The 25490-nt window shown below is 36.2% G+C and carries 27 protein-coding genes and 1 tRNA gene; 12 read left to right on the top strand and 16 right to left on the bottom strand.

The window, feature by feature from the left end:
- The first annotated feature begins 14 nt into the window (after positions 1-14).
- Positions 15-1391, top strand: coding sequence for a 15-cis-phytoene desaturase (gene pds / locus AC6EIY_RS08975; RefSeq protein WP_498506581.1), 1377 nt, complete (start codon positions 15-17; stop codon positions 1389-1391).
- Between the two features lie 92 nt (positions 1392-1483).
- Entirely contained in the window at positions 1484-2422 is a 939-nt protein-coding gene (locus AC6EIY_RS08970) for a phytoene synthase (protein WP_498506580.1), read from the top strand.
- Positions 2423-2426: 4 nt separating this feature from the next.
- Here the strand turns inward: AC6EIY_RS08970 and AC6EIY_RS08965 are convergent, their stop codons facing one another.
- The gene (locus AC6EIY_RS08965) at positions 2427-2858 is read right to left on the bottom strand and encodes an RNA recognition motif domain-containing protein (protein ID WP_498506579.1); all 432 of its coding nucleotides are present in this window, start codon (positions 2856-2858) and stop codon (positions 2427-2429) included.
- Between the two features lie 65 nt (positions 2859-2923).
- On the bottom strand, positions 2924-4117 hold the full coding sequence (locus AC6EIY_RS08960; RefSeq protein ID WP_498506578.1) for a tRNA nucleotidyltransferase/poly(A) polymerase-related protein: 1194 nt from the start codon (positions 4115-4117) through the stop codon (positions 2924-2926).
- Positions 4118-4146: 29 nt separating this feature from the next.
- Between AC6EIY_RS08960 and AC6EIY_RS08955 the strand changes: the two genes are divergently transcribed.
- Both AC6EIY_RS08955 and tsaB read left to right on the top strand, forming a co-directional pair.
- Complete coding sequence (locus AC6EIY_RS08955) at positions 4147-4398, top strand: Ycf34 family protein (RefSeq protein ID WP_498506577.1); 252 nt, start codon at positions 4147-4149, stop codon at positions 4396-4398.
- 17 nt (positions 4399-4415) lie between these two features.
- Entirely contained in the window at positions 4416-5075 is a 660-nt protein-coding gene (tsaB, locus tag AC6EIY_RS08950; RefSeq protein WP_498506576.1) for a tRNA (adenosine(37)-N6)-threonylcarbamoyltransferase complex dimerization subunit type 1 TsaB, read from the top strand.
- Between the two features lie 48 nt (positions 5076-5123).
- Here the strand turns inward: tsaB and AC6EIY_RS08945 are convergent, their stop codons facing one another.
- The 5 genes from AC6EIY_RS08945 to rpaB are packed head-to-tail and all read right to left on the bottom strand — an operon-like array spanning position 5124 to position 9880.
- Positions 5124-5756, bottom strand: coding sequence for a lysophospholipid acyltransferase family protein (locus AC6EIY_RS08945; RefSeq protein ID WP_498508197.1), 633 nt, complete (start codon positions 5754-5756; stop codon positions 5124-5126).
- Positions 5757-5806: 50 nt separating this feature from the next.
- Positions 5807-6703, bottom strand: a complete 897-nt coding sequence (gene fabD, locus AC6EIY_RS08940; RefSeq protein ID WP_498506575.1) for an ACP S-malonyltransferase — start codon at positions 6701-6703, stop codon at positions 5807-5809.
- 27 nt (positions 6704-6730) lie between these two features.
- Positions 6731-7747 carry a beta-ketoacyl-ACP synthase III gene (locus AC6EIY_RS08935; protein ID WP_498506574.1) on the bottom strand — a complete coding sequence of 339 codons (1017 nt, stop codon included), beginning with the start codon at positions 7745-7747 and terminating at the stop codon, positions 6731-6733.
- A gap of 53 nt (positions 7748-7800) precedes the next feature.
- A complete protein-coding gene (plsX, locus tag AC6EIY_RS08930; RefSeq protein WP_498506573.1) occupies positions 7801-9129 on the bottom strand; it encodes a phosphate acyltransferase PlsX in 1329 nt (442 codons plus the stop codon).
- 4 nt (positions 9130-9133) lie between these two features.
- A complete protein-coding gene (gene rpaB / locus AC6EIY_RS08925) occupies positions 9134-9880 on the bottom strand; it encodes a response regulator transcription factor RpaB (protein ID WP_011294133.1) in 747 nt (248 codons plus the stop codon).
- 106 nt (positions 9881-9986) lie between these two features.
- Between rpaB and radA the strand changes: the two genes are divergently transcribed.
- Entirely contained in the window at positions 9987-11366 is a 1380-nt protein-coding gene (radA, locus tag AC6EIY_RS08920; RefSeq protein WP_498506572.1) for a DNA repair protein RadA, read from the top strand.
- 17 nt (positions 11367-11383) lie between these two features.
- Here the strand turns inward: radA and AC6EIY_RS08915 are convergent, their stop codons facing one another.
- On the bottom strand, positions 11384-11905 hold the full coding sequence (locus tag AC6EIY_RS08915; protein ID WP_498462024.1) for a photosystem I assembly protein Ycf3: 522 nt from the start codon (positions 11903-11905) through the stop codon (positions 11384-11386).
- A gap of 160 nt (positions 11906-12065) precedes the next feature.
- On the opposite strand from AC6EIY_RS08915, the gene AC6EIY_RS08910 reads away from it, so the two are divergent.
- From AC6EIY_RS08910 to AC6EIY_RS08900, 3 genes are read left to right on the top strand one after another with little or no spacing between them, the layout of a single operon-like run.
- Positions 12066-14396, top strand: coding sequence for a heavy metal translocating P-type ATPase (locus AC6EIY_RS08910; RefSeq protein WP_498506571.1), 2331 nt, complete (start codon positions 12066-12068; stop codon positions 14394-14396).
- The gene (tmk, locus tag AC6EIY_RS08905) at positions 14393-15028 is read left to right on the top strand and encodes a dTMP kinase (protein WP_498506570.1); all 636 of its coding nucleotides are present in this window, start codon (positions 14393-14395) and stop codon (positions 15026-15028) included. The genes AC6EIY_RS08910 and tmk overlap by 4 nt, the downstream gene beginning before the upstream one ends.
- A gap of 1 nt (position 15029) precedes the next feature.
- Positions 15030-15989, top strand: coding sequence for a DNA polymerase III subunit delta' (locus AC6EIY_RS08900; RefSeq protein WP_498506569.1), 960 nt, complete (start codon positions 15030-15032; stop codon positions 15987-15989).
- Here the strand turns inward: AC6EIY_RS08900 and AC6EIY_RS08895 are convergent.
- From AC6EIY_RS08895 to AC6EIY_RS08875, 5 genes are all read right to left on the bottom strand, one after another.
- Positions 15986-16783, bottom strand: coding sequence for a response regulator transcription factor (locus AC6EIY_RS08895; RefSeq protein ID WP_498506568.1), 798 nt, complete (start codon positions 16781-16783; stop codon positions 15986-15988). The two genes, AC6EIY_RS08900 and AC6EIY_RS08895, sit on opposite strands and share 4 nt — an antisense overlap.
- Before the next feature lie 365 nt (positions 16784-17148).
- Positions 17149-17220, bottom strand: a tRNA-Asn gene (locus AC6EIY_RS08890).
- 29 nt (positions 17221-17249) lie between these two features.
- Positions 17250-17936 carry an ABC transporter ATP-binding protein gene (locus AC6EIY_RS08885; RefSeq protein ID WP_498508196.1) on the bottom strand — a complete coding sequence of 229 codons (687 nt, stop codon included), beginning with the start codon at positions 17934-17936 and terminating at the stop codon, positions 17250-17252.
- Positions 17937-17954: 18 nt separating this feature from the next.
- Complete coding sequence (locus tag AC6EIY_RS08880; protein WP_498506567.1) at positions 17955-18215, bottom strand: UPF0367 protein family; 261 nt, start codon at positions 18213-18215, stop codon at positions 17955-17957.
- An 83-nt stretch (positions 18216-18298) separates the two neighbouring features.
- Positions 18299-19864: an ArnT family glycosyltransferase gene (locus AC6EIY_RS08875; protein ID WP_498506566.1), complete on the bottom strand. Its 1566-nt coding sequence runs from the start codon at positions 19862-19864 to the stop codon at positions 18299-18301.
- A gap of 143 nt (positions 19865-20007) precedes the next feature.
- Between AC6EIY_RS08875 and cysK the strand changes: the two genes are divergently transcribed.
- Together cysK and AC6EIY_RS08865 are read left to right on the top strand one after the other, a co-directional pair.
- Entirely contained in the window at positions 20008-20976 is a 969-nt protein-coding gene (gene cysK / locus AC6EIY_RS08870) for a cysteine synthase A (RefSeq protein ID WP_498506565.1), read from the top strand.
- Complete coding sequence (locus AC6EIY_RS08865; protein WP_498506564.1) at positions 20963-21652, top strand: J domain-containing protein; 690 nt, start codon at positions 20963-20965, stop codon at positions 21650-21652. Before cysK ends, AC6EIY_RS08865 begins: the two co-directional genes overlap by 14 nt.
- Before the next feature lie 17 nt (positions 21653-21669).
- On the opposite strand, the gene AC6EIY_RS08860 is transcribed toward AC6EIY_RS08865, so the two are convergent.
- The gene (locus AC6EIY_RS08860; protein WP_498506563.1) at positions 21670-21936 is read right to left on the bottom strand and encodes an NAD(P)H-quinone oxidoreductase subunit O; all 267 of its coding nucleotides are present in this window, start codon (positions 21934-21936) and stop codon (positions 21670-21672) included.
- Between the two features lie 188 nt (positions 21937-22124).
- On the opposite strand from AC6EIY_RS08860, the gene AC6EIY_RS08855 reads away from it, so the two are divergent.
- On the top strand, positions 22125-23054 hold the full coding sequence (locus AC6EIY_RS08855; RefSeq protein WP_498506562.1) for a TIGR01777 family oxidoreductase: 930 nt from the start codon (positions 22125-22127) through the stop codon (positions 23052-23054).
- A gap of 28 nt (positions 23055-23082) precedes the next feature.
- On the opposite strand, the gene AC6EIY_RS08850 is transcribed toward AC6EIY_RS08855, so the two are convergent.
- Positions 23083-23502, bottom strand: coding sequence for a tetratricopeptide repeat protein (locus AC6EIY_RS08850; RefSeq protein WP_498506561.1), 420 nt, complete (start codon positions 23500-23502; stop codon positions 23083-23085).
- Positions 23503-23531: 29 nt separating this feature from the next.
- Positions 23532-23921, bottom strand: coding sequence for a HesB/IscA family protein (locus AC6EIY_RS08845; RefSeq protein ID WP_498506560.1), 390 nt, complete (start codon positions 23919-23921; stop codon positions 23532-23534).
- Between the two features lie 105 nt (positions 23922-24026).
- Between AC6EIY_RS08845 and zds the strand changes: the two genes are divergently transcribed.
- A complete protein-coding gene (zds, locus tag AC6EIY_RS08840) occupies positions 24027-25487 on the top strand; it encodes a 9,9'-di-cis-zeta-carotene desaturase (RefSeq protein ID WP_498506559.1) in 1461 nt (486 codons plus the stop codon).
- The last annotated feature ends 3 nt before the right edge of the window (positions 25488-25490 follow it).

Raw genomic sequence — 25490 nt, 5'->3', positions numbered from 1 at the left:
TCTTTTATTTAAGTATGCGGGTAGCAATTGCTGGAGCCGGATTAGCGGGACTTTCATGTGCAAAATACTTAGCGGATGCAGGTCATACTCCATTCGTTTATGAAGCAAGAAACGTACTTGGTGGAAAAGTTGCTGCTTGGAAAGACGAAGAAGGGGATTGGTACGAAACTGGATTGCATATATTTTTTGGGGCATATCCAAACATGCTTCAGCTTTTTAAAGAGTTAGATATTGAAGATCGTCTTCAATGGAAAAGTCATTCTATGATTTTTAACCAACCTGAAGAACCGGGCACATATAGCCGTTTTGATTTCCCTGATTTGCCTGCTCCAATAAACGGAGTCGCAGCAATTTTAAGCAACAATGACATGCTTAGCTGGCCAGAAAAAATTTCATTTGGACTGGGGCTAATACCTGCTATGTTGCGCGGCCAAAATTACGTAGAAGATTGTGATAAGTACTCTTGGACCGAATGGCTAAAAAAACAAAATATTCCCGAAAGAGTAAACGACGAAGTTTTTATCGCAATGAGTAAGGCCCTTAATTTTATAGGCCCTGATGAAATTTCCTCAACAGTACTTTTAACTGCCTTAAACCGCTTTTTACAAGAAAAAAACGGGTCTAAAATGGCATTTCTTGATGGAGCCCCACCAGAAAGACTTTGCCAACCAATGGTTGATCACATAAAAGCTTTAGGAGGCGATGTGTTTTTAAATAGCCCACTTAAAAAAATCAATGTAAAAAAAGATGGCACTGTTGAAAATTTCTTGATAGGTAGTGCTAAAGAATCTCATGGAAAAGAAATTGAAGCTGACGCATACGTCAGTGCAATGCCCGTAGATATTTTTAAAACAATTTTGCCAAGTGAGTGGGCTTCTAAAGATATCTTCAGAAAACTTGAAGGTCTGAAAGGAGTGCCAGTTATCAATATTCATCTTTGGTTCGATCGGAAACTTACCAATATTGACCACCTTTTATTTAGTAGATCCCCGCTCTTAAGCGTTTATGCAGACATGAGCATAACTTGTAAAGAGTATGAAGATCCAAATCGATCCATGCTTGAATTAGTCTTTGCGCCTGCAAAAGACTGGATCAGTCGTAAAGATGAAGAAATCATCGATGCGACAATGAAAGAATTGGCTAAACTTTTTCCTGGTCATTTCTTAGGGGAAGATAAAGCTAAATTAAGAAAATATAAAGTAATAAAAACGCCACAATCGGTCTACAAAGCAGTTCCTGGATGTCAAGATTTAAGGCCTGATCAAAAGACTCCTATTAGCAACTTTTTCTTAACGGGTGATTATACAATGCAAAAATATCTTGCTTCCATGGAAGGGGCGGTGTTAAGTGGAAAACTATGTGCAGAAAAGATCGAATCTCAACTGACATAGGTTCTTCTTAGTCTTAATGTATAAATAGCAGTTTATTTAAAATTGCTTTTCGAGAGATTAATGCAAACTAAAAAACTTACAAACTTTTAATTTTGGTGCAGCCTTCTGTGAATTTAGAGGATGCCTACGAGGCTTGCAGAAAAGAAACTGCACAATGGGCCAAGACTTTTTACCTTGGCACTATGTTGCTTCCTCCTGCCAAGCGCAGAGCAATTTGGGCCATTTATGTATGGTGCAGAAGAACTGATGAGTTGATGGATAGCACTGAAGCTCAAAAAAAATCAAAAAATGAGTTATCAGATCGACTAAATAAATGGGAATACAAAACAAAAAAGGTTTTTGCAGGTAATACTGAAGATGATCTTGATGCAGTCTTAGCGGATACTCTTCAAAAATTCCCTCAATCTATTCAGCCCTATATCGATATGATAGAAGGCCAGAGAATGGATCTAGATACAACCAGATATAAAACCTTTGAAGAACTTAAACTCTATTGTTATCGAGTCGCTGGAACGGTTGGGTTAATGACTCAAGGAGTAATAGGAATTGATGCTGCTTATACGTCCAATCCAAATAAGCCATCTCCAGATACTTCAAAAGCCGCTATTGCTTTGGGAATTGCGAATCAATTAACAAATATTCTTAGAGACGTCGGCGAAGATAGAGGAAGAGGGCGTATATATCTTCCTTTGGAGGATCTAGAAAAATTCAATTACTCAGAAGAAGATTTAATGCAAGGAAAAATCAATGAGAACTGGAAAGCTTTAATGTCTTTTCAACTAGCCAGAGCGAGAGATTGGTTCCAAAAGTCTGAAGAAGGAATAAAATGGCTTTCAATAGATGCAAGATGGCCCATATGGACATCATTAAGGCTATACAGCGGGATACTAAATTCAATTGAAAAATTAGATTATGACGTTTTCAATAATCGTGCTTATGTAAAGGGTTGGATTAAAGCAATAAATCTACCCATCTCTTATCTAATAACTATCAACGATGAAAAATATAAACTTAAAACACTAATTAAATGAATATCTACACAGGCGTTTTTTGATTAGCTAAAAGATCCTTCAATTTTGATAGTTCTCCAGCCCATCTTGGATCAGGAGCTTCTTTAATTGGTGCATCGCTATGTACAACTTTCTTAACATCTTTACGATTAGAACCTCTATTCCCATTATTAGAACCTCCTCCTCTTCTTGAGTTGCCTGAATTGGAATCTTTACGTTCAGAACGCTCAACCCTCAATTTATTCCCATTAAATTCATATCCATTTAATTTCTCAATAAGCTCATTTGCAATATTCTCATCCTTAATATTTGCGAAACCAAATCCCCTACAAGCCTTGGTATCTCTGTCGAAAACAGCTTTAAATTTGATCCCATCACCTATAGATGCCAGGAGGGATTCAAGTTCTTTAACGTTGACATTCTGGGGCAAATTACCGATGTAAAGGCGGACGCTCATTTAGAAAAAGGGGATAAAATGGCTACGGCATACGGCCGAGATGAATTTGATTTGTGTGTAGTTAATCACATAGAGGGGGAATTATCTAAGGTCCATTTACGAGCGACCTCCAAAGCCTCTTGATTTGTAAAGAATCGATTATAAGCTCTTTCCTTAGAAAGATGTCTCATAAGCTTTCCCAATAAAGGTCCATGGGGGATATTAAAGACTTTTTGAAGTAAATGCCCATCTAAAGGATAATAAGGGTGAAAGAGAGGGTCAGAGGGGTCTTTCCAGCGTTTCAACCAAACGTTTCTATGTTTTTGATTCAAAAAAAGAATGAATGATGGCAAATCCTCTTCCAAATCAAGATGAAGCTGAAACCTTTCATCCTCTGAAAGATTCTCTAAACCTAAGCAATTGGTTTTATTAACCCAAAATCTAAGGTTTTTGCATTTTTTAATTTGATTTTTACTAAATCTCAATCTTGACAAACCCTCATCACTAAGCAGAGATATCAATTTTGCTAAAGGCTCTCCAAGTAAAGGCTCTTTAGATGAATTTTCTTGTTTTTTTGTCTCAAAAGAAGAAAGCTTAACTTCATTCCAATCTCTCAATATTTCAAGTTCTAAATAAGTTTCCCAAACTCTAGGATTCCACTCTGAATTAACTATTTTTAAAATCTCCATTTTCATCCTTTCTGGCGCAACATTACTTAATTTATCTTTATTAGTTTTTAAAAACCTTTTGGTTTTTCCCTCTATCTCAAAATCCAACTCACACATTAATCGAAAACCTCTAAGAATTCTCAAAGGATCATCAATTAAGTTCTTTTCACTTATTGCAACAATTTTCTTATTTTTCAGATCATCTATTCCTCCTGTTGGGTCAAATATCTCTGGTGTTTCTCTAATCATTAACGCAATTGCATTAATTCTAAAATCACGTCTTAATAAATCATCTTCAAGAGTTGCTCCAACCTGTCCAGCAAAATCAAGAGTCCATCCATTAGAAACTAATCGAGCAATATCTCTCTTTTGATCAAGCTTTATGAAAGTAGCATTAATTTTTTTTGATAAGTTTTCACTAAATTTAATAGCCTCTGTTGGTATTACAAAATCTAACTCAGGTTTTTGACTCAATTTTTTCAACAATCCATCTCTTACAGATCCCCCCACCAAAGCACTTCCAGCAGGCAAATCGGCTATGGATATTGGCCAATTTTTTGGATTTAAATCTCCAAAAAGATCATTTGATAGTAATGTGTTCTTACTTATCAAAATGACACCTAGGTTTTATTTTTATAGCTATGTGCATCTGTGTTGATTGTGCTTGGGTAGATAGATGCAAGACCTACTTCACAGTTGAAGAGAATCACGGCGCCAAACACATTTCCAAAAATCCAGATTTTCAAGGCACTAATCCAAAAATTCATATCAATATTTTGGATATGCCTGATAGCGATATAGGAATTGAATGGGATGTAAGAGGTTGTGATAGTTTTCTATTAGACAAAGGGAAATGGAGTAGACTTCGTCCAGGAGAAGAAATACCAAAGTAACAGCTATAATAAAACCATTGCAAGATTTCCATAGCTCAAAATCAAAATATTTATTAGCTTTACACAGCTGCTCGGAATCCTTTGGCGTTGCCATTAAAGATATTAAGAATCCAGAAAATATAATAAAAAGTGAAGTATTTAATATTGGACGCTCCTTATCAAACAAATTATTTTGTTGTATAGAAAACATTCTGCCTAGAAAATTTTGGAAGCAAATAATTCGCATTTCAGTAGCAAAAGGCCCTGGAAGTTTTACAAGCACAAGATTAACTATCTCAATGGCCAGAACACTTGCTCAGCAAATAAATTGTTCATTAGATTCAATTAGTACATTTCATTTAATGGCCCAAAGACTGTATAAAGATCTTGATCAAAGTCAAATCAAAAATCCATTTTGGATAAAAGATTTTTTACCACGAAGAGGCTTTGTAGCTGGACAATATAAACTAATTAGGATTCATCAAGAATCAAATTATCATGAATTTACTGAAATAACTTCCCCTAAATTGATCATCAATGAAAAAGAAATAAATCCTTCAATTAAAGCTTCTAATAATATTGAAAAAGATATTATTTCACTTATAGATTTTTCTCAGTATTGTCAAAATTCAAAAATCAACTCTCATTGGGGAAAAACATTGCCAATTTATCCAACATCACCAATAGATAATAAATAATTTATATGTTACTATATTCTTTTATTATCAATAGGAGATAGTCTGAGCTCAATTCTTTATAATTAGACCTTTATCAAGCATTGAATTTATAGCTATTTGAATTTCTTTAGTTGTTGATGTTAGATCTTCTCTTTTCCGTGTTTTAGGGGGTTGAATTAATTCACCAACTCTTAAATGAATAGATACAAGTCTAGGGAGAAAGGATCCTTTTGGAAAAGCTCTATGACTATTGACTATCGCTACAGGAAGAATAGGGCAACACGTCCTTGAGGCAAGAAGAGCCGCTCCTGCTTTAGGATTATTAACTCTCCCATTCTCTTGTCTAGTCCCATCCAAAAACACACCAGTGGCCCAACCTTTATTTATTCGATTCGAGGCAGTTCTTAATGCCTCTCTATCCCCAGCACCCCTCTTAACTGGATAAGCCCCACAGGCTGAAATTATAGATGCCAAAATTGGTATTCTGAAAAGTTCAGACTTTGCCATAAATGCTACCGGTCTGCCTAGGGCATGGCCCAATATTGGTGGATCCAAGTGAGAACCGTGATTAGAGACAACTACAACTCCGCCGGTCTTGGGTAAATTTGAAATCCCTATTGTTTGACCTCTAAACAAAAAACGAAAAATTGGAAAAACAAAGAGATAACTGACGCAACCATAGACAAAGCTCTGTCGAGGCATTTCTTGATTGATAGTTTCAACTCCCTCAACTATTTTTGATTGTTCCAAAATCAATAGCCTAAATCACTTGCATTTGAGATTTGACTAGTCAGGACCCCTTTCATTGATCGTTTAGCAAGACCACTAAGTACATTTCCTGGTCCAATTTCAACCATTGTTGTTACTCCTTCGTTTTGCATGACATTCATAGTCTCTCTCCACCTAACCCCAGTAGTCATTTGTTTTTTCAGGCGTTCCTTCAATCTTCCACCATCTACAGTTGGAGTTGGATCAACATTACTAAGAACCGGCACCTGAGCATCTTGAAAAGTTAATTGATCAAGTTCCTCAGCAAAGCTTTGAGATGCTTCAGTCATAAATATGGAGTGAAAGGCCCCCGAAACTTGTAAAGGAATTGCTCTTTTACATTTTAAATTATCAGCCACTTTCTTCACCGCATCAGGTGAACCAGATAAAACAACTTGGGATTCACTATTATCATTAGCTATTGCTGCTCCCTCAGTTTCTCTAATTAACTCATCTAATTCATCACGGTCAAAGCCCAGAACTGCAATCATTGCACCGCCTCCTGCAGCTGCCATTAATTCAGATCTTTTCCTTAATAGCCTCAACGCTGTCTCCGCATCTAAAACATCTGCTGAATAAAGACCAACTATCTCGCCGAGACTATGACCTGCAATTATTTGGGTCTCCCTTTCTTGTCTTTTTAAATCATCAACCAATAGTGACTCAACCACAAAAAGTGCAGGTTGAGTGTTTCTAGTATCGTTTAAATCATAAATTTCTTCGTTAGGAATACTCTCACCACAACAGATTTTCCAAAGATCTCGTCCAAGAATTTGAGAAGCTAATTCAAATCTTTCTCTCGAACCAGGCAAATCTATTAACGAATTTGCCATCCCTAATTTTTGAGAGCCTTGACCAGGAAAGACCCAGGCAATAGTCATAATTTATTTGATTAATTGTTTAGCAGCCTAATAGGGACCATGCCAAAAAAACAACGCGGCTCCCCAACTCAAACCAGCACCAAATCCACTACAAGCTATTAAATCTCCTGATTTGATCCTTTGATCTCTCACTGCCTCATCAAGCATCAATGGAATAGTTGCTGCGGAGGTATTGCCATAGTGTTTCAAATTTGAGAGCACTTTTTCAGACGGTATTGAAAATCGTGAAGCTACAGCATCGAGAATTCTTTGATTAGCCTGGTGTAACAAGAGCCAATCTATACTTTCAGGCTCTATTTGATATTTATTTAAAAGTTCTCCAAGAATAATTGGAACTTCTTTCACTGCAAACTTATAAACTTCTTTCCCCTCCATTTTAATCGGTAAATATTCCCCTTTTTGATGTTTAGCTCCTTGAACTAAATCTAAAAAAATATTTGATTGAGAGAGATTTAAACAACCTCCTTTACTGCCGTCAGACCTCAAATCATATCCAATTAAACCATCTTGATTATCAGTTGTCTCAATAGCTACTGCTCCTGCTCCATCTCCAAACAAAACGCAAGTCTTTCTATCATCCCAATCTACCCATTTTGACAATTGATCTGCTCCTATAACAACCGCTCTTTTCATAGACCCAGAAGCTAAATATTGTGATGCAGTTACCAAAGCAAATAAAAAACCGCTACAAGCAGCGGTCAAATCAAAAGCGACTGCATTGGAGGCTTTCAAATTTGATTGAATTTTAGGCGCAGAGCCAAATAAGTCCTCTGGAGTAGATGTTGCAAGAATTATCAAATCAATGGTTTTTACATCCCAATTTGCCATCTTTACAGCATTAAGAGCTGCATCTGTCGCCAAATCAATCAGAGACTCATTCTCTCCAATAACTCTTCTTTCTCCAATTCCAGTTCTACTTTGAATCCATTCATCATTAGTATCTACTCTCTGGCCGATTTGATTATTATTGATTATCTTTTTAGGCGTGGCGCTTCCGCAACCCACAAAAGATATTCCTGAGTCACTGTGAGAGTTCCTAATCAAATCTAAAAAAAGCCTTCATTTCATAAGTCAATCACATGGTAGGACAGTTCCTATCAGACCTTTAAGACATCTGTTTTATTTTTATTGAGATTAGCTAAATCATCCATTACTCCATGACTTGCAGCAGAATGAACAACTCTCAAAGCACTTAAAACAGATAAAGCTTTGCTTCCACCATGACCAATCACACAAATTCCATTTATTCCTAGAAGTAACGCTCCACCATGTTCAGCATGATCTAAACGTTTCTTAATACGTTTTAAATTATTTCTTAAAAAAGCAGAACCAACTTTACCCCGTCTACCTCTAGGCAACTCAGCCCTCAAAACTCCCAAAAGAACACTCCCAACTGACTCTAAAAATTTCAGCAAAACGTTTCCTGTAAATCCATCACAAACCACAACATCAAAATCACCTGAAAGTACATCTCTTCCTTCACAATTTCCAGAAAAGCAAAAACGTTCTTCAGCACTCAAAAGTTTATAAGTTTCTAGAGAAAGATCATTCCCTTTACAAGATTCTTCTCCAATATTTAATAATCCTATTCTTGGCTTTGCTACCTGCAAAACGTCTCGACAATAAATATTTCCCAAAAGAGCAAATTGATGCAAATACGTTGGTTTGCAGTCCATATTTGCACCAACATCTAAAACTAATACTGGTTGACCAGGATCTTTTGTTGGGAATAAAGCTCCAATTGCAGGACGATCAATTCCTTTTAAACGTCCCAACTTGAATATCGCTGAGGCCATCATTGCTCCGGAGTTCCCAGCTGAATAGACACCCATAGCTTTTCCTTCTTTAACTAATTTCATTGCAATATTTATGCTCGAATCCTTTTTTTTGCGCACTGCAGTGGCTTCCTCATCCATGCCAACTGAGATACCACTGGGAATTAATTCAAAATTGCCTTTATCTAAAGCTCTCTCTAAAGATTCTTCTAAGCCAAATTCAATAGCTGCTTTTTGTACTTTCTCAATTTCACCTACAAATTTAATTTTTAATGGAAGCAATGACAAAGCTTTCAAACACCCATCAAGTATCGCTCCAGGTGCAAGATCTCCTCCCATCCCATCGACAGCTACCCAAACCCTTTCGGAATCTTGAATTTCATTTTTATCTTCTTTACTGTCTCCAACTTGAAGTCTTCTAAGAGGATCAAATACAAATGGCTCTAGTGTGCTTCTAGCCATAGATCCAGCGCTTGTAACAACAGAACCAGCATTAGAAACAACTGACCCAGCGACATTAGTTGCTGCCGTAGCTGAGCTTGTTGCAGTGTCAACAAGACTAGTAACAGCTGAATTTCGACGGTACCAAATCACCAATCGCCTAATTGCCTTAGAACGATTTAATTTATTATTTTGGTGATTTTTTTCCACTGATTTATGAGCCTTCAGGAATCATTGAATCGACAATTCTTTGAAAAAGATAACCTGTTCCTCTTGCAGTAAGAATTAGTTCCGGATTAGCTGGATCATCCTCAAGTTTTGATCTTAGTCTAGAAATATGTACATCAACCACTCTAGTATCAACATGTCTTTCAGGTGTATATCCCCAAACTTCTTTCAAAATCTCCCCTCTACTAAAAGGTTCACCTGACCGACTAACCAAAAGTTCTAAAAGACTAAATTCCATTCCTGTCAATCTAATTCGTTCATCATTTCTGTAAACCTGACGTTTATTTGTATCAATCTTTAAATTCATAACAGCAATAACACCAGAATTAGGCAGTCCTGCTATTTGTTCTTTTTCAACTCTTCTTAAAACACACCTAATCCTTGCTTCCAATTCTTTTGGGCTAAATGGTTTAACAACGTAATCATCAGCACCTAGCTCTAAACCAGTAATTCTGTCTGCAACATCTCCCAATGCTGTCAACATGACTATTGGAACATCTGATTCCTTTCTTAATTCCTGACAAACTCCATATCCATCTAATTTAGGCATCATGACATCAAGGACAACCAAATCAGGCTCGCAATTTCTGAAGAGATCTAGTGCCTCGTTTCCATCACAAGCCGTAACGACTTGATAGCCAATCATAGATAGACGAGTTTCTAGGATTCTCCTAATACTCGCCTCATCATCAGCTACGAGGATGGTTTCCTTTGAGGGACTTGTGGCCGTCATTTCTTCCTTAGTTTTGGCGGCTGTCACAAGATCTTAAGTGAAGGTTCACCAACAATAAAGATCACTATCTTTATTCAACTACAGCCAACTTCCTTTTTACAACTAAGTGTCTCGATCTGTCTCTATTTATATCTGTCAAAGTTGCGGTGCTCAAACCAGGCAATTCTTTGGCCGCTGCAACAATTGTGGAGAATGGAATTCAATAATAGAAGAAAAAATTAATCAAAAATCAGAAAAATCTATTTACACAAAGATTAATTCTCCCAAAGAGAAAGCTCCCTATCGTTCAGTGCTGATAAGTCAAACAAAAGACCAAATCATTGATCGTATTCGAAGTGGATATGATGAGCTAGACAGAGTACTAGGAGGCGGTTTAGTACCTGGATCACTTGTATTAATTGGGGGAGACCCAGGAATTGGAAAAAGCACTCTCATTTTGCAAAGTGCCACTAAAATTGCACACCATAAATCTGTTCTTTATGTGGCTGCTGAAGAATCTGCTCAACAAGTCAAACTTAGATGGAATCGAATAGAAAACTCTAAGTCCAATCTTCATTTACTTGCAGAAACGGATCTAGAATCAGTTATAAAAGAACTTAATTATTTAAAACCTGAAGTTGCAGTTATAGACAGCATTCAAGCCTTACATGATCAGAATTTATCAAGCTCACCTGGCTCAGTTGCTCAAGTTAGAGAATGTTCAGCAGCTTTACAGCAAATTGCGAAACGAGAAAACATATCTCTTTTAATCATCGGGCACGTCACTAAGGATGGCATGCTTGCCGGACCAAAAGTGCTTGAGCATCTTGTTGATGCGGTACTTACTTTTGAGGGCGATAGATTTGCTTCTCACAGACTACTGAGAGGGGTAAAAAATCGGTTTGGTGCAACTTGTGAGCTTGGTGTTTTTGAAATGCAAGCAGATGGATTATCAGAAGTATCTAATCCAAGCGAACTATTCTTAAGCAAAATCTCCGCCCCTGGCATTTCGACAATTGTCACTTGCGAGGGGACAAGACCACTAGCCATAGATATACAAGCACTTTTAAATCCCACCAGTTATGCAAGTCCCAGAAGAACTACCACGGGTATTGAGATAAACAGGCTTCATCAAATCTTGGCAGTTCTAGAAAAAAATATGAATCTCTCACTCTCAAAATATGACTGTTATTTAGCTGTTGCTGGAGGATTAGACGTAGAAGAACCAGGAGCTGATCTTGGAATAGCAGCAGCAATAGTTTCGAGTTTTAAGGATATTGAGCTTGCAGAAGGTGTGGTTTTTATAGGTGAAATAGGTCTAGCTGGGCAATTAAGATTGGTCAGACAAATGCAACAACGAATTAATGAGGTTATCAGACTTGGATATAAAACATTAATCATCCCAAATGGAATAGATACAAGTCAGATTGAATCAAATAAACAATTAAAAATATTAAAAGCATCTAATATAAATCAAGCGTTAATCTATGCTTTAAATAATATTTAATTTGGGGTTTTGTTATTTTATAAATAAACATCAACATTTCCTCTCCCTGTAGTCTTAAGCCAATTCTCTATATCTAAATATCCACCTGGATAGAGACGCACAGCCTTACTCCAAACTTCAGCTGCCTGATCAAACCAGATATCACCTTCATCTTGATTTCCATTCCTTTGAGCCATTCTGCCTCTTTTTTCATAAATTAATCCCATATTTTTCAAACAAGAGGGCTGTTTTGGATTTTGCCCTAAAGCTTTTTTATATGTATCTAGTGCCCTCTCTTCATCTCCATTACTCATGTAAATAATTGCCATGTTTTTCAATGTCTCTCCTCTATCAACTTGATTATCCTCAAGTTTTAAGCTCTCTTCGTAGTACTCAAGAGCCTCTGAATAATCTCCATCATTTTGTGCTGCTAGGCCTTTTCTGTAATACAAATAGGCCTCTTTTTCTTTAGAGGCAATTGGCATCACTTTCACTATCCCCTCAGCCATCTTCGTGAAGGCCTTATCAAGAAAATTGTCTTTGTTTTGACTTCGTGGCACGGATTGAACCAATTTCAATAGACATATTCTATCTTGCTTGGAAATAGAAAAAATGGATATATATAATGTTACTAATTTTATGTATTAATAAATTATTAAATAAATGCAACATGCTATTTATTTATTAAATTTAGAATAAGTATCAAGTATTTATATTCCCTTGAGCAACAAAAAAATTGCACAAAGCAAAAATTCAATTTTGCTTGATGTAGATGGGATGAAATGCGGAAGTTGTGTACAAGCAGTAGAAAAAATCCTTAAAAACGACCCAAATATAACTAATGCGAGCGTTAATTTAGTTACAAAAACAGCTTTTGTAGAACTTAAAGAAATTAATAATTCCTTAAATGATGTAATACGAACTCTTTCATCTAAGGGTTTTCCTGCAAAGGAAAGAGATTACCAAACGATTTCAAACAATATTGAATTAGAAAAAAATGACAATCAAAATTTATGGAATAAGTGGCGACAACTAATAATAGCTACTGCACTTCTCATTCTCTCTGGGTTGGGACATTTAGTAGAGGGGCAACAAATATCAATACCCCTAATTGGTTCATTACCTTTTCATGCAGCACTCGCGACATTTGCTTTACTTGGCCCAGGCAAGGGAATCTTAAAAGCAGGTTTCCAGGCGGCTCTGAATCTCACGCCGACTATGGATACCTTAGTTAGTCTTGGTGTGCTGAGTGCTTACTTAGCAAGTATAACTGCTTTAATATGGCCAACAGTTGGTTGGCCATGTTTTTTCAATGAACCGGTCATGCTACTTGGATTTGTTTTATTAGGGCGTTTTTTAGAAGAAAGAGCTCGAGTAAACACAGGTACAGCATTAAAAGAATTAGCCAAGTTACAGCCTGACATAGCCAATCTAGTTTTAGATAACAATGAAACCCGTGAGATAAGAATAGGTGCTCTACGGCCAGGAGAAAAAATTCAACTATTAGCAGGAGATAGAATCCCTGTTGATGGTTTAGTTGTAAAGGGTAATTCGGCAGTAGATATATCCAGTCTTACTGGTGAATCCTTACCATTAGAGGCATCACCTGGTGTCCAGCTGCCTTCTGGAAGTTTGAACTTAGAATCAACTATTATTTTAGAAGTACAAAAAATTGGTTCTGATACTGCAATAGCCAAGATTATAAGTTTAGTTGAAGAAGCCCAAGCAAGAAAAGCCCCAATTCAAGGATTAGCAGACAAGGTCGCAGGGATTTTTTGCTATGCAGTGACAACTCTTGCCTTTTTTACTTTTCTTTTTTGGTGGAGGATAGGGACAAGAATATGGCCAGAAGTTTTAGAAGTCTCTAATCAAGGTTTCATGCAAAGTCATCATTTGCATGATCATTTTATGAATACAACGCAAACACCAATTGGCCTCTCATTTCAATTGTCAATAGCCGTTTTAGTTGTTGCCTGTCCATGTGCTCTAGGTCTTGCGACCCCAACAGTCATAACTGTTGCCTCTGGGGAAGCTGCAAAAAGAGGTTGGCTTTTTAAGGGCGGAGATGTGATAGAAATGGCATCCAAAATCAGCCAGATCGTTTTTGATAAAACAGGAACACTGACAATTGGAAGACCTTTAATTGTTGGCTCATGGGAAAACCTAGATTCATCTAGGGATGAGATGCTCAAATTAGCCGCAAGCATCGAACAAGATAGTCGACACCCTCTTGCACAAGCAATCATTCAAGAAGCACATAAAAAAGAAATTAAACTAGAGAAAGTTACCTCCTCAACCACATTTGCAGGGAAAGGCTTATCAGGCAAAATTAATAATTTAGAGGGATTGATTAGAGTCGGAACGCCAGAATGGATAAGAAGTGAGGGAGTTCAATGGAATGAAATAATTGAACAACATTTTATGCATTCAAAAAGAAAAGCTCAGTCAGTAGTTGCAGTAGCTCGGGAGAATAAATTGTTAGGTTTTTTCTTGATAGATGATCAATTAAGAAAAGATGCTTTACTTTCAATTAACAAATTACGCTCAAAAGGTTTTTCATTGAGTTTATTCAGTGGTGATAGAGATTCAGCAGTGTTATCTCTAGGAAAAAAATTAGGGTTTAATTCAAAACAAATTGAATGGCAAATGTTACCTTCAGGAAAGCTTAATAAGTTAAATGAACTAAAAAATAACGGCTTAGTTGCAATGGTTGGTGATGGAATCAATGATGCTCCAGCTCTTGCTTCCGCAGACTTAGGAGTAGCAATAGGAACAGGAACTCAAATAGCTCAAGATTCTGCTGATCTTGTTTTACTCGGGGAAAATTTAGAGGCTCTACCCAATGCTTTGCAACTTTCGAGACAAGCAATGCTCAAAATAAGACAAAATCTTGCTTGGGCATTTGGATACAACTTAATTGCTTTACCAATAGCAGCAGGATTACTTCTCCCATCATCTGGCTTATTACTATCACCTCCCTTGGCAGCTTTACTTATGGCTTTGAGCTCAATAAGTGTTGTATTAAATGCCATCTCATTAAAGTCAAAATGAAAGGAAAATTTATTGTTTTTGAGGGTATTGATGGCTCTGGCAAAACCACTCAAATCAATCAATTATCAAAATGGCTTCTTGACACTGATCTGATTCCTGAAAATAATAAATTAGTTATCACTAGAGAACCAGGAGGGACTAAATTAGGAAAATACTTAAGATCAATTTTATTAGATACTTCTAAAGAATACAATCCTGATTCAATTACAGAGCTTTTACTTTATGCCGCAGATAGAGCTCAACACATCAACGAAATTATTCGTCCATCTTTAAACAAAGGGGATTGGGTAATAAGCGATAGATTTTGTGGATCCACAATTGCTTATCAAGGTTACGGAAGAAAATTAAATATTAAGTTAATCAAAGACCTAGAAATCATTGCTACTCAAGATATTTCTCCAGACATTACTTTTCTACTAGATATACCTGTGGAAGAGAGTATCAAAAGGAGAATAAATTTAAAAGATGATCGAATGGAAAAAGAAGGCAAAGAGTTTTTATTAAATGTCTCTCTTGGCTTTAGGGCTTTATGTGAAGAAAATAAATGGAAACGAATATCTGCTATGAATTCCAAAAAAGAAATTTTATCCAAGATTCAATCGGAGATAACTAAATTTTCAAAAAACAAATAAAATGAATGACTTTAAAACTATATATGGGCAAGATGTAGCAATTGAAATTTTAAAGTCCGCCATCTCTAAAAGACATATTGCGCCTGCTTATTTATTTGCTGGACCAGAGGGAGTTGGAAGAAAAAAAACTGCAAAAGTTTTTATTAATACTCTTCTTGATAAGAGTTTTGATAATGAGTCCACAAAAAGAAAAATAGAAAGTAATAATCATCCTGACTTATTATGGATAGAACCTTCTTATATAGTGCAAGGTAAAACTATTTCACAAACAAAAGCAAAGTCCGAAAATATAAGCATCAAATCGCGTCCGCAAATAAGGCTTAATCAAATTAAAGATATAATAGAATTCTTAGGGAAAAAACCATTTGGAGCTGAAAGAAGCATTGTTTTAATTGAAGATGTTGAGCGAATAAATGAGTCTGCATCAAATGCATTATTAAAAACTCTTGAAGATACAAATACAGGATTATTTATTCTTATTACTCAAAGACCAGAGAAATTATTATCAACTATAAGATCTAGGTGTCAAATAGTCCCATTTGAACGCCTAAATGATAATCACGTTAATAAAATCATTCAGCAATCAGAATTTGCACGAGAAATAGATAATATTCCAAATCAAGAAATTAAAGAACTAATCGATTTTTCATGTGGTTCTCCTGGACGATATCTAATAAACCTCCACTATTGGTTAGAAATTTCAAGTCCGTTAAGACAAAAACTAGAAATCAGATTAGATAGTCAAATTGAATTACTAATATTAGCTAAAGAAATCACAGATGAACTTAACATAGATCAGCAATTATGGTTAATTGATTTTGAACAAAATCGAATTTGGATAAAAAAACAAAACCCAAATATCATAAAAAAACTCGAAGAACTGAGAAAGCAATTAATAAATTACGTACAACCCAGACTTGCTTGGGAAGTAGCATTATTAGAAATCAATTTGATTGATTAAGCAATCACTTTTTCATCAGTATTCTCTTTAACAGTACTAGCTTCTCTAGATTGAATAATTAACGGCTGAATTTCTTTTATTTTTTCTCCAGTAGGCAATTCCAAGCAATATCCAGCACCATAGACAGTTTTAATGAATCTTGGTTTTCTAGGATCAGGTTCAAGCTTAGTTCTTAGATGTCTTACATGCACACGTATGGTTTCAATATCATCGTCAGGTTCATAACCCCAAACTTCTTTTAGAATTAATGAAGGTGCAACTGTCTGCCCATGTCTTTGCATCAGACAATGAAGCAATTCAAATTCTAGATGAGTCAAACGTACTGGTGATTCGAACCATATCGCCTCAAATCTTTCAGGAACAAGTGTGAGAGGACCGTAATTGAGTATTTCTTGCTGATTATTACTTCCCAGTGGAGCACGATTTGTCCTCCTTAATAATGCCTTGATCCTTACTTGTAATTCCTCTAAGTCAAATGGCTTTGTGATGTAATCATCTGCACCAGAATTGAAGCCAGTGACTTTATCTTTTATGCCACCCAGCGCTGTGATCATGAGGATAGGAATACCCGCTGTTCTCTCATCCCTTCTTAAACGTTGACAGAGAGTTAAACCATCAACTTTTGGAAGCATTAAATCAAGGAGAATTAGATCAGGAGCGTATTGCAAAGCAAGTGCTTGGCCCTTGATACCATCCTCAGCTTTTTGGACATCAAAACCTGTGTGCTCAAGGTGCCCTGCAACCAGATCTCTCATATCTTGATCGTCTTCAATAAGTAAAATGCAAGGCTTCATTGATAAATGACCAAGTTAAAAGTACCCGCAACAGCGATTACTAAATTTTCATATGATTCTCTCAAAATTTTGTTTTTATTGCAGAATTCGGAAAATTCGTTTTTACATACCCTAATCCTGCAAATCATATGCCATGACTTGTTTTTTTGACTTGAAAAGGAGAAAAATAAATTAACTGTCTTTAGAAAGTCTTCCGATTCCAGGGCTCTACTGTTAAGGAATTCTCAAAACTGAAAGAAAAAATGCTCATAAATAAATCTTAGAGATTTGTTTTTACCTAACAAATCAATAAATATTGATTTTTCAATTCAAAACGAGAAAGTCTAATTTTAAAGGTTAAAACAAATTTAAATTTGTTTTTTAAACTCCCCGGGCGGGATTCGAACCTGCGACCAATCGGTTAACAGCCGATCGCTCTACCGCTGAGCTACCGAGGATTGAAACATTAAGAACTTAGCCTTGCCAGCTACCTAACGGCAAGTGTTTTTAATTCTTGGAACACTTTTGAACCAGAATCCCATTTACTCATACATCCATTTTTTACTATTGCCGCCCCATCACAAAAAAATAATTCCTCCAATCGATGAGTCACCCATACTGCTGTTATTGGTTCCGTTGAGGAACTTGTCAACTTCTGCACAACTTTCAAAACTGAGTTTTGACTTTGAGGATCTAATAGCGCTGTGGGCTCATCAAGTAACAGTAAATTTGAATTGCTGACAATTGCACTAGCAAGAGCTAATCGCTGCTTTTGGCCACCACTTAAGGTATGAATTGGTCTGTCCAGCATTTCTCCTAAATCCACTTTTTCAAGAGCAGATTGAATCAAATCGAATAATTTGCTATGAGGAATGGTTTTCGGAACGCTGAGCATTAATTCACTTTTACATGTTGGCATGAGCAATTGATGATCTGGATTTTGATAAACCATTGATGGTCTAAGCGAACAGTATATTTTTCCACTTTTAGGACGAATCACCCCACTGATTAGGCGAAACAATGTACTTTTACCGCTCCCATTTTCACCCACTATCATCCATAAACCAGGTTTTACGATTGAGAAAGACAATTGATCAATAACATTGACTCCGTAGGGCCAAGAAAAAGAAACTTTATCGAATTCCAAGTGACCGGACCAAGTTGATTTCAAAATTTTAAAACCCCTATTTTCTTAATCCTGGAATGAGAATCCAGGCCTCTTACTAGAACTGCTACTGGTCTTTTCATAAATCTGAACAGCTGATATTTCATTCACAAGAACAGTAATTCTTTTATCTTCCACTTTTTCACAAGTCAATTCTAAAAGCCTTTGATTGCCTTTTTTTATCGAATCAATTACTTCAGAATAAAGTCTCTGAGCATCTCCATGCTCTTTTCTTTGAACAACCAAAGGCAGAGGACTTAATTTAATAGTAAGCTCAATGCAATACACTTTTTTTTAAAAACCTAATAACCGTTCAATTCTTACAAACAAATGCAGGAGAAGTGAAAAATATCTGAATAATAATATTTTATTTAATCATTACATGTATAAAGATCCCAATCATTAGTTTTCTTAATTAGGTTGCAATTAGTTTGATTTTTATCGTTAAAACTTTTTATTTGTTTTTGAGCATACCAATTTAAGCTTGGACGCTCGAAGCTATTTCGAATATATATTGGTTGATCAGGAAAGCTAGATAAAAATTCAGCTACTGGTCTTACATCCCAATTCTCATTTATTTCCCATAACCAAAATTCAGAGTTCACAAAAAAGAATAAAGTAATAATACTTCCGAAAATTATTCCAACAAAACCAACTTTTCTAATATTTCTTCTTGAATTAGATAATAATAATCCTCCCGTACACCAACCTAAACTTATATAAAAAATTATATTGAAGTAAACCTCTCCAAAATTCAGAATATCTAATTTAATTAATAAAGCAAAAACAATTAAACATAATCCAATCAAAGATAATGCATATGGAATCTTACTTAATAATTTTTTAGCAAAAAGGTTATCGTTACCTTTCCTTTGAATTAACCAAGAGACTGGAGGACCACATATTAAAGCGAAAGGCAGCCAAAAAGGATGCACATACCAAGGAAGTTGCATTTTTAAGGGTAAAATACTTCCTGCAATAATGATCTGAGTGCTAAAAACCCACACTCCCCAACGAGTATTGAGACTAAAGCATGCCCATAAAAAACCAATTGGCCATACAAGAATCCAAGGCCAACCTCCTTCAAGTATTTCAATTATTGGAACCAAAACTCCCAGATCACTTCCTGATCCATTTTCAAATAAAACTCTTCCTGCTCCATCTCCCCACCAGAGCCAGAAAGCTCCTGACCCGTAGGAAAAGATATTCCATAAGTGCCAAGCGAAACCGGGAATTAGTCCATAAAAGAACCAAGCCCATGAAAGATTATTAAAATATTTTTGTGATTTATATTCCCAGATTAAAGGTAATAAAGATGCAAATAGTGCAGGGATAATTACAGGAGCTTTAAGTAAAAGTATAAAACTACACGCAAACCCAGCTCCTAAAAAATTAAATTTAGCCGACTTATTGTTTTTTATAGATGATAAGCAAAACCATAAAAGTGCAATAGCACTAAGTTGCGTTCCGTCCAACATGGCCATTCGCCCATATCTAATAATTGGTAATAAAGTTAATAAAATTGCTGATGTAGTAATGCAAGCAATTCGATCTTTAGGACGCAAATTCCACTGAATCAAGGCTCCTAATGGAACAACAAATGTAGAAAAAAGTGCCGGGAAAAATCTTATACAAAATTCAGAGGGTAATATTCCAAAATTATTTTGGAAATTTCGACTAATTCCAATCGCAAAAGATATTATCCAATGCAAGCCAGGCGGTTTATTCAAATAAGGCCGATCCCAGATAGAGGGAAGCAAACGTTCTAGTCCACTTTTTTGGTTTAATTCCAATGCAACTCTTGCAACAGTTGCTTCATCGAAATCTCTTAAAGGCAAATTTCCCAAAGAGACAAATGCTATTCCACAAGCTATGGTCCAAAAAAGAAAAATCCATACAATTGGAAACCGATAGTTGTTGGATATGCTCTCGGTCAATATCAAAAAATTATTCCACCTATTTATATCTCTAAAAGACCAATAAAGCTTTTGAATAACAAATTTTCAAGCATTATTAAAAAAGACTTGAATTATTAAATAACTTCTGCCAAGAAACTGATCCCTGTTTTTAAAATCAGATCATGCCAATTGCAAATGACATAACTTCTTTAGTTGGCCAAACACCCTTGGTCAAATTGAATCGATTACCTAGTGAATTTAATTGTCAAGCTGAAATCGTAGCTAAATTAGAAAGTTTCAATCCGACAGCATCCGTAAAAGACCGCATAGCTGGCGCAATGGTCAAATCAGCGGAAGGAAAGGGCACCATCAAACCTGGCCATACTGTACTTATTGAACCAACTAGCGGAAATACAGGAATTGCCTTGGCTATGGTTGCAGCAGCAAAGGGTTATCGTCTCATACTGACAATGCCTGACACAATGAGTACTGAGAGACGCTCAATGTTGAGAGCATTTGGAGCAGAACTTCAACTAACTCCCGGCAAAGAAGGAATTCAAGGAGCTATTCAGTTGGCAAAGGAATTAGTGGCTTCCATACCTAATGCCTATTTACTTCAGCAATTCGATAATTTGTCCAATCCTGATATTCATGAAAAAACTACCGCCGAAGAAATTTGGGAAGATTGCGAAGGCAAGCTTGACGGATTGATTGCTGGAGTGGGAACAGGAGGAACAATCACAGGTTGTGCCCGATTCTTAAAACAAAAAAATCCGAAAATAAAGGTTTTTGCTGTTGAACCTTCATCAAGCCCTGTTCTCTCAGGGGGAAAGCCTGGATCTCATGCAATACAAGGCATTGGTGCTGGTTTCATCCCAAATGTGTTGGATATGAATCAAATTGATGAAGTGATAAAAATCAATGACAATGAGGCAATGGACATAGGAAGAAGACTTGCCAAGGAAGAAGGATTGCTTAGTGGTGTCAGCAGTGGTGCTGCAGTAGCCGCAGCTTTAAAGCTAGGGAATAAACCTGAATTTACGAACAAGCGCTTAGTTGTGATCCTGCCTAGTTTTGGAGAAAGATATCTGTCAACCACTATGTTTACTTCCATCCCCGCAAACCCAGTAAAAGGGAATGAGTACCTCTAAAAAAAGAAAGAAGCATTTAAGAATGAACAAAGACCCATATCAAATATTAAAAGTTCATCCCAGCGCAAAACTAGAAGAGATAAAAAAAGCATATAGAAAACTTGTTAAAATACATCATCCCGATAAAGGGGGTGATTCAGCAGTAATGCTCGAAGTCAACTCAGCATGGGAAATATTAAAGAGAAAACACAAAGATCTTCATTTAAATAAAATTAATAATTCAAAAGTTTACAAAAAAAATGAACACAAAAGAGAAACTAATAATTACTCTAAATCTGAAGATATAAAAAAATGGTTTCAGAATATATACCTACCTATTGATAAATTATTAGGGCAAATAATCAATCCTTTAGGTTCAAAAATAAAAGATTTGTCAGCTGATCCTTATGATCAGATATTAATGGATTCTTTCTGCCTTTATCTTGAAGAAAGTAAAAACAAAATTACTAAGATTAAAAAAATTTATACATCTTTAGCATGCCCCTCAATTATAAGGGATTTCAGTTTAGATCTCTATCATTGCTTATCACATGTCGAGGATGGTCTAAATGAATTAGAACGCTATACCATGGGTTATGTAGACAATTACCTCCATGATGGGAAAGCAATGATTGCTATTGCTAAGAAAAAAAAGAAATTTTTACAAAGCAATAAAAAAGAATGGATTATTTTATAGTTTCAATATTTATTCATTTATTTGTATGAGACCAAATGATCAGAATTTATCCAAACATCAGGGACTGGTCTGCTCCACCTGACTTGACAATAATCACCTTTAATCAACAATACTTCTCCAGGTCCTTGAAAAATATATTCAGGTAATTCAGTATCACTGGCTTCAGATTCTAAGCTACTAGAATATTTTTCACGCTCAACTTTTACGAGATCTCCTTTTCTGAGTTTCTTCTTTATCTTTGAAGGTGATTGTGAATCATCTACTTTTCCGGTTTGTTCAGACATGTTCAATAATAATAAAAAATACTAACGACTTAATTCGACTAATCAAATGAAGAATAGCAGTTAAAGCAAAATGATAAAAATCATGTCATTAATTAATTGCAAATTCCTTAACGCAAATATTCTTTAACGATAAACACCATAAGTTAATCAAAATCCCTCTAAGCTGATCAAATCTGATTAGAGAAATCATGAAATTACTACTTACTGGATGCACTGGTTTTATCGGAAGAGAATTAATTCCTCTACTAATTAGAGAAGGACATAACCTCACAGTCATATCTAGGCAACCCAAAGCAAAGCTAAAAGCCATAGCTAAAGATCAAAGCATAAATGTCATACAAATGAATCCATCTGAGTCCTCGTCTTGGGATAAAGAAGAAATTCAGACTTGCCTTAAAAGCTGCGAAGGCGTGATCAATCTCGCTGGCGAACCTATAGCTGAAAAAAGATGGACAAGCGATCACTGTAAAGAAATTACTAATAGTCGTGTAGAAACAACAAAAAATCTGATTAAAAACCTCCGAAATCTTAGAAAGCCCCCAAAATTCCTCATTAATGCATCGGCAGTTGGTTTTTATGGCTCACATCCTCAAACTGAATTCAATGAAGACAATATTCAAGGTAAAGATTTTCTAGCAAATCTCTGCAAAGAATGGGAATCTAGTGCCAAAAGCAAACCAAGATCGACTCGCCTTCTAATTGTAAGAATTGGCATCGTATTAGCCAAAGATGGCGGAGCACTAGGAAAAATGCTTCCTATTTTTAGAGCAGGTCTTGGAGGTCCTATAGGAGATGGAAAACAATGGATGAGCTGGATACACAGAACAGATCTTTGTAATCTTATTAACGAAAGTGTGAAGAATTCTGCTTGGTCTGGGGTTGTCAATGGGGTTGCACCAAATCCTGTCCGAATGAATGAATTCTCTAATTTACTTGGTCAAGCACTTGGCAGACCAAGTCTACTCGCAGTACCAGGGCCGATATTGAAGTTAATTTTAGGAGATGGCGCTCGTGTAGTTTTAGAGGGACAAAATGTCAAACCTCAAAGGTTGAAAAAACTCAAATTTAAATTCAGTTTCCCCACAATCAATGAAGCTTTTAAAGCAATATTAGCTTAAAAATTATTTGATTAAATCTAATTAGGAATCAAAGATCTAACCAACTTTTGATTTTAAGTAATGTTTTCCAATTAGGTTTCCGTAAAAGACCATCTTCAAATGATTCTTTTAATTCTTTTTCTAATTCAGGAAGAACGAACATAGCCCTTTTCACATAATCAATATGATCTCTAACTCCTTTAGAATTAGTCTCTAACAATGCAAGACTTAAATTTATTCTTGACTGAGGATCTTGGCCGTTAAGTTTCACTGCATATCGCGCAGACCGCAAGGCTTCCTGAGGCGAATCACATAACAACTGCAGCCAAGACAAGCATGTCCATGCAGCAGCATTATTTGGAGTAGTAGAGGTTATTTTCTGAAAATCTTCAATCAATTCATCAGCTGGTGATCCAGCCTTATAGCGATTTAGGGCCTCTTCAAAAAGACTTTCCTCTGATTGATCCATTTTTAATTTTTAAATTCTTTTAGGTAAAGTTAAACTGCAAAGGAACTTCCACAGCCACAAGTTTGTGATGCATTGGGATTAGTAAAGTTAAAGCCTCCACCAATTAAATCTGTACTGAAATCTAACTGCATGCCATAAATATACAAAAGACTCTTGGGATCACAAATCACTTTAAAAGAGCTGCCACCTACTAAATATTCATAAACTTCATCATCTTTTTGAATATCATCAGCGGACACAAAGTCCATTGTGTAACTCATACCACTGCATCCTCCTGAACGTACTCCAACTCTCAATAGTTTCCCTGAACCTTGTTCTTTGCAAAGTCTAGCCAACTGATCCAATGCAGTAGTGGTGATCAGTACTCCCTTGCCATCTTGAGCTTTATGAGTTTCGGGCGGTGCGTTTGATTCAGTCATTGTTTTTTCTCAACTTTAATAACACTCTATTAATTATATTCGATTTTAAAAGTGCCAAAAACGAGTTTTTATTCATAGAGTTAGTGTATCCATCTAATTAAACGAGTGAAAATCGCAATAATAGGTGCAGGTTTGGCAGGATTGACTGCTGCAGTTGACCTTGTTGATGAAGGACATGAGGTCGACCTATATGAAGCAAAACCATTTATTGGAGGTAAAGTTGGAAGCTGGGAAGATTCCGATGGCAATCATATAGAGATGGGCTTGCATGTGTTTTTTTTCAACTATGCCAATCTTTTTACCTTAATGAGAAAAGTAGGGGCATTTGAAAATCTTTTACCAAAAGACCACACTCACCTTTTTGTTAACAAGGGCGGTGACATCAAGTCACTTGATTTTCGATTTTTCGCAGGAGCTCCTTTTAACGGTTTAAAAGCCTTCTTCACTACACCTCAATTAAATTGGATTGACAAACTGAGAAATGCTCTTGCTCTTGGGACAAGTCCAATTGTGAGAGGGCTTATTGACTATGAAGGGGCGATGAAAACAATACGCTCATTAGATTCCATAAGCTTTAAACAATGGTTTCTAAACCATGGAGGAAGCTTGAATAGCATCGAAAGGATGTGGAATCCCATTGCATATGCTCTGGGATTCATTGATTGCGAAGCTATTTCAGCAAGATGCATGCTTACCATCTTTATGATGTTCGCTTCAAAAACAGAGGCATCCAAGCTCAACCTATTGAAGGGCTCACCACATAAATGGCTCACGAAGCCAATACTCGATTACATTGAACAAAGAGGCGGAAAACTTCACTTAGAGAATATTGTTAAAGAAATTCATTCAGAGGATTCCGACCAACCATCCGTGACTGGATTAACTCTTCAAACTCCAGATGGTGAAAAACAAATTCAAGCAGACAAATATTTAGCTGCTTGCGATGTATCTGGTATTAAAAGAATAATTCCTAGATCATGGAGACGTTTTAAAGAGTTTGATTCACTTTTCAATCTTGATGCGGTGCCAGTCGCAACAGTACAACTTAGATACGATGGCTGGGTAACAGAGATTAATAATAAAAAAGCTCAAATAAATCTAAAAAGTCCATCTGGTTTAGACAATTTGCTATATACAGCCGATGCTGATTTTAGTTGTTTTGCTGATTTAGCCCTATCAAGCCCAGAAGACTATAAAAAAGATGGTCAGGGCTCACTACTTCAATGTGTCTTAACGCCTGGAGATCCCTGGATTACCAAGCCCTCAGATGAAATTGTAAAACATACTGATCTTCAGGTAAGGACTCTTTTCCCTTCTTCCAAAGGCTTGAAGCTTTTATGGAGCAATGTGGTCAAAGTTTCTCATTCTCTCTACAGAGAGGCACCTGGAATGGATCCATATAGACCAGATCAAAAAACCTCTTTTAGTAATTTCTTCTTAGCAGGCAGTTACACAAAACAGGATTACATTGACTCTATGGAAGGAGCAACAATGAGTGGTCATCTTGCTGCTTCAGCAATGCTCTCCAAGCCTGTTTCACTTGCAAAAAATTCTTCGGTTGCTTAACAA

It is taken from the genome of Prochlorococcus sp. MIT2304, assembly GCF_059772405.1.
The sequence above is the reverse complement of the archived record's forward strand: the minus strand, read 5'-3'. Positions and strand labels throughout refer to the sequence as shown.